The organism is Paenibacillus baimaensis (genome assembly GCF_025567575.1).
The window spans coordinates 158,102-175,444 of the sequence record NZ_JAOQIO010000095.1 but is presented as its reverse complement, the minus strand read 5'-3'; the positions used below and the strand labels follow the sequence as shown (position 1 = coordinate 175,444).

Below are 17,343 nucleotides of genomic sequence, written 5' to 3'. Positions count from 1 at the left end.
TTACGGCTATGGATCCTACAATTACGGTTCAACAGGCGATACAGAAGGTGCTTGACTCCGGGCATTTGACAAGATCAGAGGCATCGGCGGTGATGACAGATATTATGGACGGCAGGGCAACACAGGCACAGATTGGTGGACTCCTTACAGTTCTTCGGATGAAGGGTGAAACCATTGAGGAGATCACCGGATTTGCCGAGGCCATGCGCTCCAAAGCAAACCATGTATTGACGGAGCAAAGCCAATTGCTGGACACTTGCGGGACAGGTGGAGATGGTGCGGATACCTTTAACATATCGACGACTGCAGCGATCGTTGCAGCGGCTGGTGGCGTCAGGGTAGCCAAGCATGGGAATCGTGCCATGTCGAGCAAAAGCGGCAGCGCCGACGTATTGGAAGCTCTCGGTGTCAACATTACACTGGATCCGCTGCAGGCAGCACAATGCCTGGAACAGGTGGGCATATGTTTCATGTTCGCTCAGTTGTACCACCAATCGATGAAGCATGCAGCGGCTCCACGTAAGGAGCTTGGCGTCAGGACGGTATTTAATTTGCTCGGACCTCTGACCAATCCGGCAGGTGCAGATCGTCAGGTGCTTGGTATATTCGACCGCGGCAAGACGGAAACGATGGCTCATGTGATGCAGGCGCTGAATGTAAAGAGAGCCTTGGTCGTTGCCAGCTATGACGGGTTGGATGAAATCAGTATCTCTGATACTACTCAACTGACGGAACTCAGAGATGGTGATATTACCACTTATGAAATTACTCCCGATTTACTAGGGCTAAGAAGCTATAGTCTAAAGGAAGTTATTGGCGGCGATGCGGTGACGAATGCCGAGATCGTTCGCGATATTTTCCAGGGTTCTCCTGGCGCATGTCGTGATATCGTCCTAGCCAATGCTGCGGCTTGCTTCTATGTAACAGGAAAATGCGCTACACTGCAAGAAGGCGTCAAATATGCAGCCCATGTGATCGATTCCGGACAGGCCGCTTCCAAGCTGCAGCAACTAGTCCAATGTACAGGAGAGCTAAGTCATGTTTCTAGATAAAATTGTTGCGACCAAACATAAAGAGATTGCTCTATTGAAAGAGAACCAAACCATCGCAGGCATGGAAAAGCAAATTGCTTTGCTTCCTTCGTGCCTTGGGTTTGAACGTGCATTAACTACAAACCGCAAGCGCTCAATGGGACTCATAGCTGAAGTGAAGAAGGCTTCACCTTCCAAAGGCTTGATTCGTGCTGATTTTGAGCCTGTTCAGCTTGCACAAGCCTATGTCAATGCAGGAACGGATTGTATCTCTGTATTGACGGATGTTGAATATTTTCAAGGCTCAAATGAATATCTGCAGGCGGTGCGTGCAGCGGTACAAGTGCCGATCTTACGTAAAGATTTTACCATTGATCTACACCAAATTTATGAAGCACGAGTGATAGGCGCTGATGCGATTTTATTGATTGCTGCTATTCTGACGACCGAGCAGATGCGGGAATTTTCCCGGACAGCCAAAGCAATTGGCTTGGATGTGCTTGTTGAGGTTCATGATCAGGCGGAGCTTGACCGTGTGCTGGAGTTGGATGTATCGTTGATTGGCATTAACAATCGCAACCTGCAAACCTTTGTTACGGATTTGAAAACGACAGAGCAGCTTATAGCCCACATGCCTGCTGGTGTGACGGTTGTAAGCGAAAGCGGCATCTCGCTGCCTTCCGAAGTCGCTTATCTTCAATCGGTTGGTGCTGAAGCTCTACTGATTGGGGAGCATTTCATGCGTCAGCCAAGCGTTGAGCAGGGTGTACATGATTTAATGGGTGCATTTGCAATGAAAGGGCAGTGAGGCAAGCGATGAGCAGTGTTAAAATATGCGGGCTGCAGCAGCCGGAGATGGTGCGCTCCATTCTCCATTTGCCTATAGATTATATTGGCTTTCTATTTGCCAAGAGCAAACGGCAAGTTACGTCGGAGCAAGCTGCCAGGATGATTGAGGTGCTGGCGGAGCAGCGTTCGGCAGGCAGAAGTCATCCTTTGTCAGTGGGAGTTTTTATGAATCCTTCTCAGTCGGAGCTAACTTCGATCATGCAGGAGGCCCCTTTGGATGTCATTCAATTTCACGGTCAGGAAAGCCCTGAGCAGTGTCAGTGGGTCAAAGATACGTTCCCGGGTGTACAGGTTTGGAAGGTTGTATCTGTAGTTCAAGGTTATCCATCGCTTAGTGATAATGCGTTAGCGTCTGATGCGAACGGTCAATCTGGCGTTCCTACAGCTGAAGAGTTGAATCATGTAGATGCCTTGTTAACCCCCTATAAGTATGTAGTAGACGCAATTCTTTTGGATACATTCGATCCTGAATATGGCGGCGGCTCGGGTAAAACCTTCGCTTGGGAGGCAATTACTGCTTATCAGGCATGGTGCAGTGCGGTTAATCTGCGTCTTTTTGTAGCGGGAGGGCTTCTGCCGGACAATGTAGGTGAGCTTCTCGATACGTATGCCCCGGATGGCGTGGACGTATCAAGTGGTGTGGAGACAGATGGAGTTAAGGATTTGGATAAAATTACACGTTTTGTGGAAAGGGTGAAGCATCGTGATACAAGTGCCGGATGAGCAAGGAAGGTTCGGAAAGTTTGGAGGACGTTATGTTCCAGAAACGTTGATGAACGCTCTGATTGAATTGGAGACAGCCTATAAAAGCTTCGTGAAGGAAGATAAATTTCAACAAGAGCTGAACCATTTTTTACACCAATATTCGGGTAGACCGACCTCTTTATTTTATGCGGAGCGATTGTCGGCTCATTTGGGTGGGGCAAAGATTTATTTGAAGCGTGAGGATCTGAACCATACAGGTGCTCATAAAATTAACAATGCTTTGGGACAAGGATTACTCGCTAAATGGATGGGTAAAAAGAAACTGATCGCCGAAACCGGTGCAGGACAGCATGGCGTGGCTACCGCGACCGTGGCAGCTTTACTTGGTTACGAATGTAAAGTGTTCATGGGCGAAGAAGATATGAAACGTCAGCAGCTGAATGTATTCCGAATGAATCTGCTGGGTACGGAAGTTGTTCCGGTCGTATCAGGAACTCGTACTCTGAAGGATGCATGCAACGAAACACTGCGTTATTGGGTCAGTCATGTTGACGATACGTTCTACATTCTTGGTTCGGCGACAGGCCCGCATCCATATCCAATGATGGTTCGCGATTTTCAACGCATTATCGGAGATGAGTCCCGCAGACAGATTTTGGAGCAGGAGGGCAGACTACCGGATACGATCATTGCAGCAGTTGGTGGAGGCAGCAATGCAATCGGAATCTTTTACCCATTCGTTGGGGATACGAGTGTCCGCTTGATTGGTGCTGAGGCAGCGGGTAAAGGGATTGACACCAAGCTGCATGCGGCTACAATGACGAAGGGCAGTCATGGTGTGTTCCAAGGCTCAATGAGTTACTTGCTGCAGGACCAATTCGGACAGGTTCAAGAAGCACATTCAATCTCGGCAGGTCTGGATTATCCGGGGATTGGCCCAGAGCATGCTTATTTAAAGGATTCCAATCGTGCCGAGTACTATCCGATTACGGATCAGGAAGCACTGGATGCACTGCAGCTGCTCAGCCGCACGGAGGGGATTATTCCTGCACTGGAAAGTGCGCATGCCATTGCACAAACGATGAAGGTTGCACCTACGATGGGCAAGGACGAGATCATTATCGTCAGTTTGTCAGGTCGCGGCGATAAGGATGTAGAAGCGATTATGAAGTATTTGGGAGGCGACGCTAATGAATCGCATTGATCGTAAATTTGCCGAGCTTAAGGAGCAGCAGAAGCCTGCTTTTATCCCATTTCTAACGATTGGGGATCCAGATGTGAGAACCTCGATCGATATTATTAAACAATTGGAGCAATCCGGAGCAAGCATTGTGGAGCTGGGAGTTCCCTATTCGGATCCGCTCGCAGATGGTCCGGTCATTCAGCGTTCTTCACAACGAGCATTAGGCAGCCATCAAATATCGATCAGAGATTGTATTGAAGCTGCGCGCGTGGCTAGAAGCGAAGGCTGTGAATTGCCTTTCATTCTGTTTACTTACTATAATCCAGTGCTGCAGCTTGGCTTGGACAAGATATTCCCGCTGCTGCAGGAAAGCGATATTAGCGGTCTTATTATCCCGGATCTGCCTATGGAGGAGGATCAGGAGGTACAGACATTGGCTAAAGCCCATGGGATTCATCTCATCCCGTTGGTAGCACCAACTTCCAAGGAACGCATTGAGCGGATTGTCACCCGTGCATCGGGTTTTGTTTATTGTGTATCTTCTTTGGGTGTGACAGGAACAAGAACCCAATTCCATAGCGGAATTGATCAGTTTATCGAGACAGTCCGAGCTGCTACGACACTTCCGATTGCGGTAGGCTTCGGTATTTCCACTCACGAACAATTTGTCAAATTTGCGCAAAGCTGTGATGGTATTGTTGTCGGCAGTGCGCTGGTGCGCCAGGTTGAAGAAGTGCTGCCTTTATTTGCAGATGCAGCGACTCGACCGCAAGCTTTGCAGCAGATTGATGATTTTGTGAGCAAATTAATAAGATCGTAATGATTGGCAAGCGAACCGTAAATAAGTTAAAATAGTGGTTACGAATGGAAACATCAATTCTTGAATGGAGTGACCTGCGTGCAACCAAAGAAAAATATTGTCCATCTTCCAGTTTATAAACCGGGCAAGCCCATGGATGAAGTAAAAAGAGAGCTTGGCTTAACCGAAGTTATTAAGCTGGCTTCGAATGAGAATCCGTTTGGCTGCTCACCCAAGGCAAAAGAAGCCATCATTGCGAATATTGATCAATCCAGCATTTATCCGGATGGCGGCGCTGTGGAATTAACGGCGGCTGTTGCCAAGCACTTCAATGTCAGAACCGATCAGGTAATTTTTGGAGCCGGCTCTGATGAAATTATTTTGATGCTGGCGCGTGCCTATCTGGTTCCAGGGGACGAGAACATTATGGCGTTCCCGACATTCCCACAATATAAGCATAATGCCGAGATTGAAGGCGCTGTAAGTATAGAGGTGCCTTTGAAGGATGGTACGCATGATTTGCAGGCGATGCTGGATCGGATTAACGATCGCACCAAAATTATTTGGCTGTGCAATCCTAACAACCCGACAGGCACGATGAATTCTCATCAAGAGGTTGTTGATTTTCTGAATGCTGTACCTGCGCATGTGTTGGTCGTACTTGATGAAGCTTATGCCGAGTACAATGTAAGCGGGGACTACCCGGATAGCATTGCACTCGTAAATCAATATAAAAATGCTATCGTACTTCGTACCTTCTCCAAAATATATGGACTTGCTTCCCTGCGGATTGGCTATGGTATTGGACATCCCGAAGTGATCCGTTCGATTAATCAAGTCCGTGAGCCTTTCAATACGACCGGATTTGCTCAAAAGGCTGCGCTTGCTGCAATCCAGGATGAAGCCTTTATTAACGACTGCCGCGAGGCCAATGCTCAAGGTATCGTATATTTATCTGAGCAGTTCAGAGCACTTAAGCTGCCCTTTTATCCTGCACATGGCAATTTTATGATGGTGGATGTACAGCGCTCAGGTGCGCAGGTATTTGATTCACTGCTTCGCAAGGGCATTATTATTCGTCATGACCCGACTTGGCAGCTGCCGACTATGATTCGTGTGACGGTTGGAAGCCAGGAACAAAATGAGAAGTTTATCGGTGCGCTGCAGTTAGCGCTTAATGAAGTAACTGCGGGTGTGTAGGCGGACGGTTTTGGGAGGGTTTGAGCTTCAATGATAAAAATTGCTATATTTGGAGTGGGCCTGATTGGCGGCTCTCTGGCGCTCTGTTTTAAAGGAAAACCGGAGTTGTATGTCGTCGGCCATTCCAATAATCCACGGTCCGTGGACAAATATTTGAAGCATGGTGTGGTTGACCATGCTACGGTGTCGATGGAAGAGGCTGCGACTGACGCTGATTTTATTTTTCTATGTGTTCCTGTTGGGAATATGGAAGATTACTTAAATCAATTGTCACGCTTAAAGCTGAAACCGGGATGTATCATTACAGACGCGGGCAGCACCAAAGCTTCCATAACTGCATGTGCGGAGCGGCTTGATTTTGAAGATGCTTATTTTATCGGCGGTCATCCGATGGCAGGCAGCGAGAAGACAGGTGTGGAAGCAGCCAGTCCGTATTTGTACGAGAACGCATTTTATGTGCTTACACCGATGGAGCAAACACCCCGGGAGGCTTATGACAGGCTTGCTGCATTGCTTCGCTGGACTAGAGCTCATATTATTAAAGTCGATTCCAGTCTCCATGATGATATCGTGGGTGCGATTAGCCATCTTCCGCATATTATCGCCGTTGCTCTGGTTAATCAAATAGCGGGCTATAATCAATCCAACAATTTGTACGAGAACCTGGCAGCTGGCGGTTTCAGGGATTTGACTCGAATCGCTTCTGGAGACCCGATCATTTGGCGGGATATATTAAGCGATAATCGGGAAGTGCTGTTGAAGCTGCTGGTCGATTGGAACTCAGAAATTGCCCATTTTATTCAACTCTTAAAGGATGATAATGGACAGGGGATTGAGGCCGAGTTCCGTAAAGCCAATGAGTTTCGCAGCAGCCTGCCGGAGCGTCGTAAAGGTGTGCTTTCATCCGTATTTGAAATATATGTGGATGAGGTTCCAGATCACCCCGGGATTATCGGGCAGATTACGATGCTGCTGGGAAATAACAAAATCAACCTGAGCAATATTCATATTATCGAAAGCCGTGAGGATGTCCCAGGCAATTTGCGATTATCATTCCGTGATGTTGAACATATGGATCGGGCGATCGAGTTATTGACACAAGAGAATTACACAGTTCATGTGTAATTCTTTTTTCTTTGCTTCAAACAAAAATTATAAAGCGTTTTCAAAAAACTATTGACAATTTGTAACCGTATACATATAATAAAAGTACAGTATGGTTTCTCTCCACTCCTATCCGAAATCATTGCACTATGTGCAGCCACCTTTTTTTGAAAAGGTGGTTTTTTTTATGAAATATTTTAAAGCGTCGTCGAAAAAGCAGGAATTTTGCTCACCATTACCGAATGATACATATTACACCGTAAAAATTTTTAATAAACGCGCAACTTTTTTGCTCCCGCAAAGTCAAATGTAGTAAGAATCACTGGGGGTAGCAAGGAATCACAAGGAGGGTCGTATTGAATGACCGATTCCCAGTTGATCAGAGAGATCAAGGATGGTAACGTACAACTTTACGACGAATTAATGCGACGCTACGAACGTAAAATTTTGGCATTTATCTATCACATGTTAAAGAGCGCGCATATGGATTCGATGGCTGAGGATTTATGCAATGAAACCTTTTATAAAGCCTATCGCAGCCTAAGCTCATTTCGAGAAATTGAGGCGACTTTTTCAACATGGCTGTATACGATTGCTAGAAATACCGTGCTTAGCGAATTGCGTAAAAATAATCATGTGAAGGTGTCTTTGGATCAGGGTGGTTTTGAGCCTCATGCTGATGCCGATTCGATGCCAGAAGTAAGTATATTAAGGAATGAGAAAGTATCGATGGTAAGAGATGCCATTAATAATCTACCAGAGAAGCAGCGTTCAGCACTCATAATGCGCGAATATGATCAGATGGATTATCAGGAGATTGCGAATATCCTCGGTCAAACCGTAAGTTCAGTCAAATCCTTACTGTTCAGGGCAAGGGCGAGTGTAAAACTTCAATTGGAACCTTACTTTCTTGACCCAGTCTTTGAGGAGTATGAAGGGATGAAACGATGATGAAATGTGAAGAGATTCAAGAGTTACTCGGTGCTTACTGGGATTTGCCGGCGAATGATCCCATAAGAGGCAAAGTTGACGAACATATCAAGCATTGCGAGAGCTGTGCTGCGGAGTTTCAAATATGGCAAGAGAGTACGGATCTGATTCAATGTGCTGCTGAAATGGGAGAACCGTATGCTAATTCTACTCCAATTTCACGCAGTGTTATGGATCGTATCTATAAGGATGAATCATGGAGAGTCCCTGTCACTGGCAAAATGTATGCATTTTCCTTCAAGGTGCGCCGAAACCTGACAGCTATGATCGCGATTTGCCTCGCATTGTTCATTTTCTCATTTGTCTACTCCATAAATAATCAGCCAAGTGGAGATACAGTAGCCTTAACTAGCGACTCTTCCGTTATAGGCAGAATGAGTGATCCTGTTGTAGTGGCAGGCGGTAAGGCGGAATCCATGAATGTACGTACAATGCCTTCGGCAGTAGCAAGCCTAAAGGGTTTTAGTGAACCGTTCATGTACCAGGTAGGTCCGATTCATACTTACAAGGATTATCTGCTTTTCTTATCGCTTCTGGGACTGACTTGTACGTTATTGACGATGAACTGGTTTTCCAGAACCAAATCGTAGTTTGAAGCTGAGCCCCTTAGGGGCTTTTTTAGATAATCGGAATAGAAAGAGAGTGGAATCTACAGTGATTACAGTAGGATTGATTCGTCACGGGACGACAGAATGGAATATTGCGGGCAGGATGCAGGGACAAATGGATACAGAGCTTGCAGGCGTTGGTATTGAACAAGCAGAGCTTTTGGCGCATCGACTGAAATCTGAGCTTTGGGATGGAATCATGTCCAGTGACTTGATCAGGGCCAGGCAAACGGCGCATACGATCTCTAATATAACAGGAGTTCCTTTCCTTGGTGATGACTCTCGACTTAGAGAAAGGCATTTTGGACAGCTGGAAGGGACCACTTTAGAGGATCGAATTTCACGATTTGGTGAAAGCTGGAGAGAGCAGGAGCTGGGGCTTGAGACTGATGAGGCCTTATTGGAAAGATGGTCTTCTTTTTTTTCTAATCTGGAGCAAGCACAGTGTGGGAAACGAATTCTGGTTGTTAGCCATGGAGGCTACATAGCCCCGGTGCTGGAGCGGATTATGGGCGAGCCCGTAGCCTCTCATTTAAGCAACACCTCTATAACCGTGATGGAGCTTACAGCAGATGCGGTGTGGAATTGTCACTTATTGAACTGTACAGCCCACTTGGATAAATTAAATAATATGTAGAGATAGGACTGCTGAGCTGACTCGGCAGTTTTTTTGCTGTATAACACAATGCTGCAAGGTATAAAAATTTAATCTTTCACGTTTAAATATGGTGTTTTTTCCAATAATGGTAGTAAGCCATTATCGGAGGTACTCACGATGAATTTAGCGGACATGTTAAGCTACGCCGATATACACGATCTAAGTCGGATCGCGGGCACCTATAATTGCAGCTGTAACGGACATTCCAAAAACGAGCTGATCCAATCCATTCTTGCCACCGTCAGCCGTAAAGATGTTTTTGAACGTCAGGTAACCGATCTATCGATTGAGGGTATCCGCTTTTTGAATTCGTTGATTTTTGACAAGCGCGGCACTTTCAGTATCGAGGAGCTGGTGGCACGGGTTCAGCAGAGCCGTTTTGTTAAGGATGGGGAGGATGCATGGAATCCACGTGAAATGATTACTCGCTTTAAGCAGCATGGTTGGTTATTTAATGGTCATTCCAGGGATACGCGGTATGTATTTCAGGTGCCCGCCGATTTGAAACAAAGATTCAGTGCAGCCTTGGCCAAGCAGTTTCAGCAGCACATTCAGGTAACTGACGAGCCTGGTGTATACCGGGATGAGCAGAGGCTTATCATTGATGATATCCGCAACTTTCTCAGTTTTGTACGAGATCAGGATGTGATTCTCTCTGCTGACCATTATATGTACAAACGACATTTGCAGCAGATATTGGATCGGTTATCGGTTAAGGAAGAGCCTGTTGGTAAAACCGCTTGGCGATTTGGATATGGCCGCATGTTTAAAGAGTATCCGAACCGGTTTTCGTTTATTTACGACTACTGTTATTACAAGGAATGGATAACGGAGCACAATCAGATGCTGGCTCTGACTGCCAAAGGTCTCGATGAGGTCCAGAGTGATCGCCATGAGGACTTACTTCAGGTGTATCGATTTTGGCTGAGGCTGTATAAAGGGGCTATTCCAAATGTACAGTCAATCATGCATTGGCTGGAGACGCTGGTCTTGACCTGGGTGACCGTAGATTCCTTGAAAATTGCGTTGATCCCGTTGATCCGCCCTTTTTATTACGACTCGGCGGAATCTATTTTTGAACAGCGCATATTGCAAATGCAGATGCATCTGGGCTTGATTCGGATTGGAGAGCATCATGAGCATGGCCCTGTCATTCAATTAACAAAGCTTGGGAGAAGTGTCATCCAAGGAATTTACAAAGCCAACGAGGATTTGCTCGCACTGCCATTTGACAAGCCATAGTCTGCTTGCTAAAATCACTCCCATATCGATAGATCAGAGGAGTGAACGCAATTGCTGCATAGTTATAACGGAATTTTTCCTCAGGTGCATCCAACCGCATTTCTGGCAGAAGGTGTTCAAATCATAGGAGATGTCATCATTGAGGCAGAAGCCACGATCTGGTTCAACACGGTTCTTCGCGGTGATTTGGCCCCGATCCGGATCGGACGCAAAAGCAACATTCAGGATGGCTGTATCGGGCATGTGAATGTTGACCAGCCATTGCTGATCGGGGAAGAAGTCTCGGTCGGACATGCAGCAATCATCCATGGTTGCTGCATAGGTAAAGGCACATTAATTGGTATGGGGGCTATTGTACTTAACGGCGCGGTGATTGATGAATATGCTTTAGTAGGGGCGGGATCGTTGGTCACCGAGAATAAGCACATTCCATCCCGTACGCTATCGCTTGGCTCGCCCGCCAAGGTAGTACGCGAGCTTGTAGAGGCTGACCTGCTTCGTATGCAGCGTACGATGGAAAGCTACGTGATCAGAGGCAATGAATACCGTTTGCAGGTGAAACCTTAGTATTCTCGATACAAATCTGAAGCGACCCAGTTTGGAGGTAGGTTCTATGGGCAAAATGAATATTTCCAACGATAAGATGCTGGGCTTGTTTGCCGAGATGGTGCTGGACGAATCCATCCGCAAATATAAGGAGCAACATTTGTACAAAGAGATTGATTTAGCTTTGGCTAAAGGGGATGAAGAGACCTTCCTGACTCTCACCACAGAACTAAAATCGCTCTATGCGCTTGGATAATAACACTGCCCCTTAGGGCCTAATCGATGGCAACCGGTTAAAGACATGTGAATTTCATTCATATGTCTCTTTTTCTATGTTAAACTGGAACAATGTGCGTGATTACGAAGTCGTTTTCTACGAAAATACATAAGGAATTGTTAACGAATTAGGGGGAACCAAAATGAAATTCAGTGATGTCAATGAAAAAACATGGGAAGATTTGCGTCCGTACGTGGATACGTGCCTGCTGCCTGTTACGGGAATTACAGGAGCCGAGCAGCCATGGGAAGCAACCTGCGCGTTAGAGGATCTGAGGGATGCCCTGGATTTGTTCGAAATTCCCTACAAGGGCAGGGTCCTGACGTATCCGGCACTGCATTATGTTAATGAAGATAGTGGACTGGAGCAGGTGAACGCGGTCTGCGCACAGCTCAAAACAAACGGATTTGCTTTTGTCATTGTAGTGAGTGCGAAAGAGGATCTTGCTGACGTATTAACACAGTCCAATGCGGATCTTGCGTTCACGCTGACGCCCGATTTATTAACGGAATCGCTCCCCGTGGAGAAGAAACGAATAGCAGAACAACTGATGCTTTTGTGGGCTGGCAAGAATCAAGAATAATTTGTGTATGATCAGTGGCAATTTTGTTAATTCTATGTATGCAGTGTTCGATTTCAAATGTGTGACGAGATGTGACAAATTCGTTAAAAGTTATTGTAAGGACAAGCTTTAGGGGTCTGAAAATGCAGGCAAAATTCTTGACGCACCTTGACTCGTAAGCTATTATTAATAATGTCCTAGTATGTGTTGTAAAGTAATGTCGAACGACATGATATAGTTGCAAAAGGAGGTAGAACACGAGTGAGTGAGCACAATAATCAGGATGGGCATCACCAAGGTGGTTCGGCGGTCAAGCGTCGCGAGATGTCTCGCAGACAATTTCTTTCTTATACCCTTGGTGGAGCCGGAGCATTCATGGGCGCTGGAATGATCGTTCCTATGCTTCGTTTTGCTGTCGATCCTGTCCTTCAACCAAAGACGGAAGCCGCTTGGGTAAAGGTAGTAGAGGCTGCAAAGATTACAGAAACACCAGCATCTTTCAAATTCAAAGTCCATCAGGTCGACGGTTGGTGGGAAAGTGATCCGGAACTTGAAGCCTGGATTTCCAAAGACAAGGCTGGTAACATTTTCGCATTGAATCCAACCTGTAAGCACTTGGGTTGTACGGTTGACTGGAATTCCAATCCGGCCTATAAGGATCAGTACTACTGTCCTTGCCATGGCGCGCACTACACGGCTGACGGTAAGAACCTTGCTGTTGCCCCATTGCCGCTTGACCAGTATGCGCTCAAAACGGAAAACGGCTTTGTTTACGTAGGCCAGCTTGGTCCGAACAAAAGGGTACAATAAGGAGGCGTAGCATCAGATGTTTAAAAATATGTATAACTGGATTGATGAGCGTCTGGATATCACGCCGATGTGGAGAGATGTGGCCGACCATGAGGTACCGGAGCACGTAAATCCGGCGCATCACTTTTCTGCATTCGTCTATTGCTTCGGTGGATTGACGTTTTTTATCACAGTTATTCAAATCCTGTCCGGTATGTTCTTAACCATGTATTATGTTCCAGATATTATCAATGCTTATGCCAGCGTTGACTACCTCCAACACAAAGTCGCTTTTGGTGTTATTGTACGGGGTATGCATCACTGGGGGGCAAGTCTTGTTATCGTCATGATGTTTTTACATACTCTTCGCGTATTCTTTACGGGTTCCTACAAGGCACCTCGCGAAATGAACTGGGTAGTGGGCATGATGATATTCCTGGTTATGCTGGGCCTTGGTTTCACCGGGTACCTGCTGCCTTGGGATAACAAAGCTTACTTTGCTACACAAGTAGGTATCAAAATCGCCGCTTCCGCACCATATATCGGTGATTACGTCAAAACATTCCTGCAAGGTGGAGAAATTGTTGGTGCGCAAACATTAACCCGTTTCTTTGCACTTCACGTGTTCTTCTTGCCAGGTGCATTGCTTGCCCTATTGGCAGGACATTTCTTTATGATTCGTAAGCAAGGAATTTCCGGTCCGTTATAGAAGGAGGTGTGAAAAGTGGCACATGGTCACAATTCTGACGAGAAAATTGTTTATGTAGGTGATTCACGAGTACGCGCTAAGACTTCACGTTTGCCGCAACCCGACTTTTCCGCTTATCCGGGAAAATCGGAAGTGTTTATTCCAAACTTTCTTCTGAAGGAATGGATGGTTGCGGTCGTTGTTTTGGTAGGTATATTGGTATTGGTTATGACGGAAGCAGCACCGCTTGGTTATCCGGCAGATCCAACTAATACCCAGTTTATTCCAATGCCCGACTGGTATTTCTTATTCATGTACCAATTGCTGAAGTACCCATATACATCCGATCAATTCGTCGTGTTCGGTACAGTTATTGTTCCGGGCATCATGTTCGGTGGATTGATTATTGCTCCTTTTCTGGACACAGGTAAAGAAAGACGTTTTTACAGACGTCCGATTGCTTCAACCTTGATGGTACTAACTTTGGTAGCATGTACGTATTTGACAGTCGTATCATGGACTCATTATGAGCACGAATTGAAGGAAAAAAATATTATTCCTGAGCACATCAAACGCGAAGAAGAAATGCATGCAGCCAAAAGTGCAGGTCTTCCTGCTCCAAGCACGAAGAAAACGGCAACAGCTGTTGCTATTGTAGCAGCAGATGATCCAGGAGCAGAGATCTACAAGAAGGCGACTTGTGTAACTTGTCACGGTGCTGAGCTTAAAGGAATTCCTGCTTCCGGTATCCCCGCACTTCGTGGTGTAGGAGACAAGCACAATCAGGAAGCGATTTTGGGAATTATCAAAAAAGGTGTCGGCAACATGGGTGCACAATATGATGATAATATCAAAAAAGGCCTCACTGAAGCAGACATCACCAAATTAGCGGAATGGCTAAGTAAACAAAAATCATAATATTTCCAAGACCTGACCGTCAGCAGCATGGTCAGGTCTTTTTTCAAAATTTCAGATAGTATAATTCGTGCAGGAGGGGCCCAATTGTTAAGTATGTCGATTCGAACTTATGTATCAAAAGCTTTTCTGTCCAGTAGATTCATGCTCTGGACCTTATTTTGGGTAAACTTCCTGGGTACGATTTATGGTTACCAATGGTACTGGAAACAGCTCGTTTATACTGCACAAACGATGTCCCCTGTATACTTGCCATTTGTTCCTGATAGTCCAACGGCAAGTCTTTTTTTTACCGGTGTGATTACGTACCTGCTGATTGATTCTTATAAGAATCGCAGCCAGAGTCCGAAAAGAAGCTGGTTTCGCAGTCTGATTGAAGCACTTGCGCTTATCACTTCATTTAAATATGGAATATGGGCGGTAAGTATGATCTGGGCAGGGGTTTATCAGGGAGATTCCGTGAATTGGCAGGATTGGATGCTGACCTTGTCCCATTTGGGAATGGCTGCAGAAGCTATTCTATATATGCGTTTATATACATACCGGGTTAATGCCATCATTGTCGCAGCACTCTGGACACTATGGAACGATTATATGGATTATACGGTAGGTGTGTTTCCATGGTTGCCAGCTTCTTTGGAAGATGATATTCCTATCGTAGCTGCATTTACGGTCCAGCTGAGCTTTGTGAGTGTCATACTTGCCTGGGTTCTAATGAAAATTCGCAGATTGATGGAAAAAAGACAGGTCTAAATATGGACATCCCCCCATACCTTGAGGATATATGAAGCTTACGTGGTAAGCTTTGCTGTAGCAAAACTCAGTAGCGCTTACGGAGTAAGTTTTGCCATAGCAAAACTCTTAGGGAGGGATGTTCAATGTGGTTTATGAAAAAAGGGAGAGCAGGTTGCCTGGCAATGATCCTATTGCTGGGTGTTCAATTGTTGACGGCCTGTTCCCAGACACAGCTGCCCACGGATCAGGCACTCACACCCAAACCTGCGAAGGATCAATTGCAAAAGCTAGAGGTGCTTAATCAAACTGCTGATGACATGTACAAGAAGGTCATGCAAGGAGATTTGGCTGGTGGACGAGCTATTCTTCAGCTTCTGAGCGAACAGATTCCGCTAATCCGCTACGAGGGAATTACAACGTTAGAAGGATTAAATGCGCTGACAGAAACGATTACACAAGCGAAGAGGACCTTTAATGCGGCCAATTTGTCCCCCGCTGAAGGACAAGTCTCTGCTGCGACGATTCGCCTGGCTACCGACGCTTTGACGCACTCCAATGAACCGATGTGGCTTCAATACTACAATCCACTGATGAGCGATCTCAAGCAGATGGAGCAGGCTTCACAAGAACAGAAAAAGCCTGAACTGGTTCAAGCGGCTAATGCTTTTCGTCAGCACATTGCCATCATTCATCCAAGTCTGCTCATTAGTCGTGACCCGATAGAGATTGAGAAGCTGGATTCCATGGTCCTGTTCGTGACTGATCAAGTTCGTTCTGAGCAGGAGCCCTACAAACAAGTACTGAACGTGATGCCTACCCTGCGTAATACGATTGATGTATTGTTTCTGAAAAAAGACGCAACTGCCTACTTACCTATTATAGATGACCAAAATCCAATTATTTGGAAGCTGGTGCTTGGAGCCGTGATTTTGGCTGTTTTGGCGTTCGCAGCCTGGAGACTGTCCAAGAAAGACAATGGACTTGTGGTTGTGAACAAAGCTGCTGATGATTGAGTTATTCGGGCTTGAAGCCTTCTCCAAGTACGTCATGTACCTCGTTGATAATAATAAAAGCACGCGGGTCGACGGTACGGATCAAGTCTTTGAGCCTTTTCATTTCTTGTCGATAGACGACGCAGTAAACCATGTTCTTCGGTGTCTTGGAATAACCACCATATGCAGGGATTAAAGTGGCTCCCCGATCTGTTTGCGATGTGATGATGCTGACCAGTTGGTCGGCATGGTCGGAAATAATCGTAAATGCATGAGCAGCATATGCACCTTCTATAACGATATCAATCACCTTGCTGGTAATAAATACAGCTACAAAAGTATACAAGATTTGTTCCTTTGGAATAAAAAAGAAGGCAGAACCAATCACAATGGCATCAAAAAGCAGAATGATCTGCCCGATACTCCAGCCTTTCCATTTTTGAACGATTCTCGCTATAATATCGGTTCCCCCGGTTGTTCCCCCATAACGAAACACAATGCCCAAACCAACCCCAAGCGTGAGTCCGGCATAGGCCGTGACGAGAAAGTAATCCTGCTCCGTTCGAAAAGGTACGATCCACCCACTAACTATTAGCCGCTCCATCACCCATAAAAAAAAAGTGAGCGATAACGTTCCAGTAATCGTGTAAATCATAGATTCTCTTCCGAAAATTTTCCATGCCGCTATAAACAAAGGAATATTGATGATTAAAGTTGTTATGGATAACGGGACATGAAAAATATAGTTGATAAGCAAGGCAACTCCGGTTATTCCACCTTCCATTAAGCGATTGGGTATAATAAAATAGTGCAGACCGAAGGCGTATACCGCTGTCCCGATCAGTATAGGCAGGATAGACTGCAGCCAGTTGATTCCAGCTTTTATTTGCATGGATGAACAGGACCTCCTCAATCACAATTGTCCAGTGACAGGGTAATGTACAACGAATTCAGTGGTGGTTATTCTTTAGTATGTCTAATAATGACTCAAAAAAAATTTGTCATCCTATCCTGTTTGCGATAACATGGTAAGAAGGGCTTATAACGAGGTTCAACTCACTCCTTTCTGTCCCGAACATAGTGTATATTTGGAATAAGGTTGGTGACGATTTCGCAATGACAGAACGGACGCTCGCAGAGCTGCAGCAGGAAGTAGATGCTTACATATCACAGTTTAAAGAGGGGTATTTTAGTCCGTTGTCCATGCTGGCGCGGATGTCTGAAGAGGTAGGCGAGCTTGCTCGCGAGGTCAATCACCAGTTTGGCGAAAAGCCGAAAAAATCCTCAGAAGCTGATAATTCGATTGAGCTTGAGCTCGGTGATATCTTGTTTATAACCATATGTTTTGCGAATTCCTTGGGGCTCGATCTTACAGAAGCACATGATAAAATTATGCACAAATTTCGTACCCGAGATGCAGACCGTTGGACAAAAATAAACACCGATACGGAATGATTATCATATGCTAAA

Annotated in this window: 21 protein-coding genes; 20 read left to right on the top strand and 1 reads right to left on the bottom strand. The window is 45.7% G+C overall.

The genetic code is table 11. From position 1 onward, the window contains the following. Window positions 1–8 precede the first annotated feature (8 nt). The 19 genes from trpD (at window position 9) to OB236_RS26930 (ending at window position 15,894) form a co-directional block, all read left to right on the top strand. Complete coding sequence (gene trpD / locus OB236_RS27020; RefSeq protein ID WP_262686734.1) at window positions 9–1,052, top strand: anthranilate phosphoribosyltransferase; 1,044 nt, start codon at window positions 9–11, stop codon at window positions 1,050–1,052. Next, complete coding sequence (trpC, locus tag OB236_RS27015) at window positions 1,039–1,839, top strand: indole-3-glycerol phosphate synthase TrpC (RefSeq protein WP_262686733.1); 801 nt, start codon at window positions 1,039–1,041, stop codon at window positions 1,837–1,839. Before trpD ends, trpC begins: the two co-directional genes overlap by 14 nt. A gap of 8 nt (window positions 1,840–1,847) precedes the next feature. Continuing rightward, a complete protein-coding gene (locus OB236_RS27010; protein ID WP_262686732.1) occupies window positions 1,848–2,603 on the top strand; it encodes a phosphoribosylanthranilate isomerase in 756 nt (251 codons plus the stop codon). Next, window positions 2,584–3,789: a tryptophan synthase subunit beta gene (gene trpB, locus OB236_RS27005; protein WP_076227571.1), complete on the top strand. Its 1,206-nt coding sequence runs from the start codon at window positions 2,584–2,586 to the stop codon at window positions 3,787–3,789. The genes OB236_RS27010 and trpB overlap by 20 nt, the downstream gene beginning before the upstream one ends. Next, window positions 3,776–4,588, top strand: a complete 813-nt coding sequence (gene trpA, locus OB236_RS27000; protein ID WP_262686731.1) for a tryptophan synthase subunit alpha — start codon at window positions 3,776–3,778, stop codon at window positions 4,586–4,588. Before trpB ends, trpA begins: the two co-directional genes overlap by 14 nt. Window positions 4,589–4,666: 78 nt before the next feature. Further along, window positions 4,667–5,767, top strand: a complete 1,101-nt coding sequence (gene hisC / locus OB236_RS26995; RefSeq protein WP_262686730.1) for a histidinol-phosphate transaminase — start codon at window positions 4,667–4,669, stop codon at window positions 5,765–5,767. Window positions 5,768–5,797: 30 nt separating this feature from the next. After that, complete coding sequence (locus OB236_RS26990; protein ID WP_262686729.1) at window positions 5,798–6,892, top strand: prephenate dehydrogenase; 1,095 nt, start codon at window positions 5,798–5,800, stop codon at window positions 6,890–6,892. A 339-nt stretch (window positions 6,893–7,231) separates the two neighbouring features. After that, the gene (locus OB236_RS26985) at window positions 7,232–7,822 is read left to right on the top strand and encodes an RNA polymerase sigma factor (RefSeq protein WP_076227563.1); all 591 of its coding nucleotides are present in this window, start codon (window positions 7,232–7,234) and stop codon (window positions 7,820–7,822) included. Further along, window positions 7,819–8,451: an anti-sigma factor family protein gene (locus tag OB236_RS26980; protein WP_262686728.1), complete on the top strand. Its 633-nt coding sequence runs from the start codon at window positions 7,819–7,821 to the stop codon at window positions 8,449–8,451. Before OB236_RS26985 ends, OB236_RS26980 begins: the two co-directional genes overlap by 4 nt. Before the next feature lie 64 nt (window positions 8,452–8,515). Then, entirely contained in the window at window positions 8,516–9,106 is a 591-nt protein-coding gene (locus OB236_RS26975; RefSeq protein ID WP_262686727.1) for a histidine phosphatase family protein, read from the top strand. Window positions 9,107–9,244: 138 nt separating this feature from the next. Continuing rightward, window positions 9,245–10,369, top strand: coding sequence for a hypothetical protein (locus OB236_RS26970; RefSeq protein WP_262686726.1), 1,125 nt, complete (start codon window positions 9,245–9,247; stop codon window positions 10,367–10,369). A gap of 51 nt (window positions 10,370–10,420) precedes the next feature. Next, window positions 10,421–10,936 (top strand): gamma carbonic anhydrase family protein, encoded by a 516-nt coding sequence (locus OB236_RS26965; RefSeq protein ID WP_262686725.1) that lies wholly within the window; start codon window positions 10,421–10,423, stop codon window positions 10,934–10,936. 46 nt (window positions 10,937–10,982) lie between these two features. Further along, window positions 10,983–11,171 carry an IDEAL domain-containing protein gene (locus OB236_RS26960; protein ID WP_076227555.1) on the top strand — a complete coding sequence of 63 codons (189 nt, stop codon included), beginning with the start codon at window positions 10,983–10,985 and terminating at the stop codon, window positions 11,169–11,171. A 163-nt stretch (window positions 11,172–11,334) separates the two neighbouring features. After that, window positions 11,335–11,775, top strand: a complete 441-nt coding sequence (locus OB236_RS26955; RefSeq protein ID WP_262686724.1) for a YpiF family protein — start codon at window positions 11,335–11,337, stop codon at window positions 11,773–11,775. A gap of 240 nt (window positions 11,776–12,015) precedes the next feature. Continuing rightward, a complete protein-coding gene (locus OB236_RS26950; protein WP_076227551.1) occupies window positions 12,016–12,564 on the top strand; it encodes a QcrA and Rieske domain-containing protein in 549 nt (182 codons plus the stop codon). Between the two features lie 16 nt (window positions 12,565–12,580). Further along, the gene (gene qcrB, locus OB236_RS26945; protein ID WP_076227549.1) at window positions 12,581–13,252 is read left to right on the top strand and encodes a menaquinol-cytochrome c reductase cytochrome b subunit; all 672 of its coding nucleotides are present in this window, start codon (window positions 12,581–12,583) and stop codon (window positions 13,250–13,252) included. A gap of 15 nt (window positions 13,253–13,267) precedes the next feature. After that, complete coding sequence (locus OB236_RS26940; RefSeq protein WP_076227547.1) at window positions 13,268–14,149, top strand: c-type cytochrome; 882 nt, start codon at window positions 13,268–13,270, stop codon at window positions 14,147–14,149. 93 nt (window positions 14,150–14,242) lie between these two features. After that, the gene (locus OB236_RS26935) at window positions 14,243–14,899 is read left to right on the top strand and encodes a DUF1405 domain-containing protein (RefSeq protein WP_262686894.1); all 657 of its coding nucleotides are present in this window, start codon (window positions 14,243–14,245) and stop codon (window positions 14,897–14,899) included. A 125-nt stretch (window positions 14,900–15,024) separates the two neighbouring features. Then, on the top strand, window positions 15,025–15,894 hold the full coding sequence (locus OB236_RS26930; protein WP_262686723.1) for a sporulation protein YpjB: 870 nt from the start codon (window positions 15,025–15,027) through the stop codon (window positions 15,892–15,894). A 1-nt stretch (window position 15,895) separates the two neighbouring features. Here the strand turns inward: OB236_RS26930 and OB236_RS26925 are convergent, their stop codons facing one another. Continuing rightward, window positions 15,896–16,765 (bottom strand): YitT family protein, encoded by an 870-nt coding sequence (locus tag OB236_RS26925; protein ID WP_262686722.1) that lies wholly within the window; start codon window positions 16,763–16,765, stop codon window positions 15,896–15,898. A 224-nt stretch (window positions 16,766–16,989) separates the two neighbouring features. Here OB236_RS26925 and OB236_RS26920 point away from each other — a divergent pair, with 224 nt between their 5' ends. After that, window positions 16,990–17,328, top strand: a complete 339-nt coding sequence (locus OB236_RS26920; RefSeq protein WP_076227541.1) for a nucleotide pyrophosphohydrolase — start codon at window positions 16,990–16,992, stop codon at window positions 17,326–17,328. The last annotated feature ends 15 nt before the right edge of the window (window positions 17,329–17,343 follow it).

What these genes read in the sequence shown, in the direction of transcription:
- OB236_RS27010 (WP_262686732.1), top strand. Translation starts at nt 1,848, where the DNA reads ATGAGCAGTGTTAAAATATGCGGGCTGCAGCAGCCGGAGATGGTGCGC.
- OB236_RS26980 (WP_262686728.1), top strand. Translation starts at nt 7,819, where the DNA reads ATGATGAAATGTGAAGAGATTCAAGAGTTACTCGGTGCTTACTGGGAT.
- OB236_RS26930 (WP_262686723.1), top strand. Translation starts at nt 15,025, where the DNA reads ATGTGGTTTATGAAAAAAGGGAGAGCAGGTTGCCTGGCAATGATCCTA.
- OB236_RS26935 (WP_262686894.1), top strand. Translation starts at nt 14,243, where the DNA reads ATGTCGATTCGAACTTATGTATCAAAAGCTTTTCTGTCCAGTAGATTC.
- qcrB (WP_076227549.1), top strand. Translation starts at nt 12,581, where the DNA reads ATGTTTAAAAATATGTATAACTGGATTGATGAGCGTCTGGATATCACG.
- trpC (WP_262686733.1), top strand. Translation starts at nt 1,039, where the DNA reads ATGTTTCTAGATAAAATTGTTGCGACCAAACATAAAGAGATTGCTCTA.
- OB236_RS26955 (WP_262686724.1), top strand. Translation starts at nt 11,335, where the DNA reads ATGAAATTCAGTGATGTCAATGAAAAAACATGGGAAGATTTGCGTCCG.
- OB236_RS26925 (WP_262686722.1), bottom strand. Translation starts at nt 16,765, where the DNA reads ATGCAAATAAAAGCTGGAATCAACTGGCTGCAGTCTATCCTGCCTATA.
- OB236_RS26920 (WP_076227541.1), top strand. Translation starts at nt 16,990, where the DNA reads ATGACAGAACGGACGCTCGCAGAGCTGCAGCAGGAAGTAGATGCTTAC.
- OB236_RS26960 (WP_076227555.1), top strand. Translation starts at nt 10,983, where the DNA reads ATGGGCAAAATGAATATTTCCAACGATAAGATGCTGGGCTTGTTTGCC.
- OB236_RS26985 (WP_076227563.1), top strand. Translation starts at nt 7,232, where the DNA reads ATGACCGATTCCCAGTTGATCAGAGAGATCAAGGATGGTAACGTACAA.
- trpA (WP_262686731.1), top strand. Translation starts at nt 3,776, where the DNA reads ATGAATCGCATTGATCGTAAATTTGCCGAGCTTAAGGAGCAGCAGAAG.
- trpD (WP_262686734.1), top strand. Translation starts at nt 9, where the DNA reads ATGGATCCTACAATTACGGTTCAACAGGCGATACAGAAGGTGCTTGAC.
- OB236_RS26990 (WP_262686729.1), top strand. Translation starts at nt 5,798, where the DNA reads ATGATAAAAATTGCTATATTTGGAGTGGGCCTGATTGGCGGCTCTCTG.
- OB236_RS26970 (WP_262686726.1), top strand. Translation starts at nt 9,245, where the DNA reads ATGAATTTAGCGGACATGTTAAGCTACGCCGATATACACGATCTAAGT.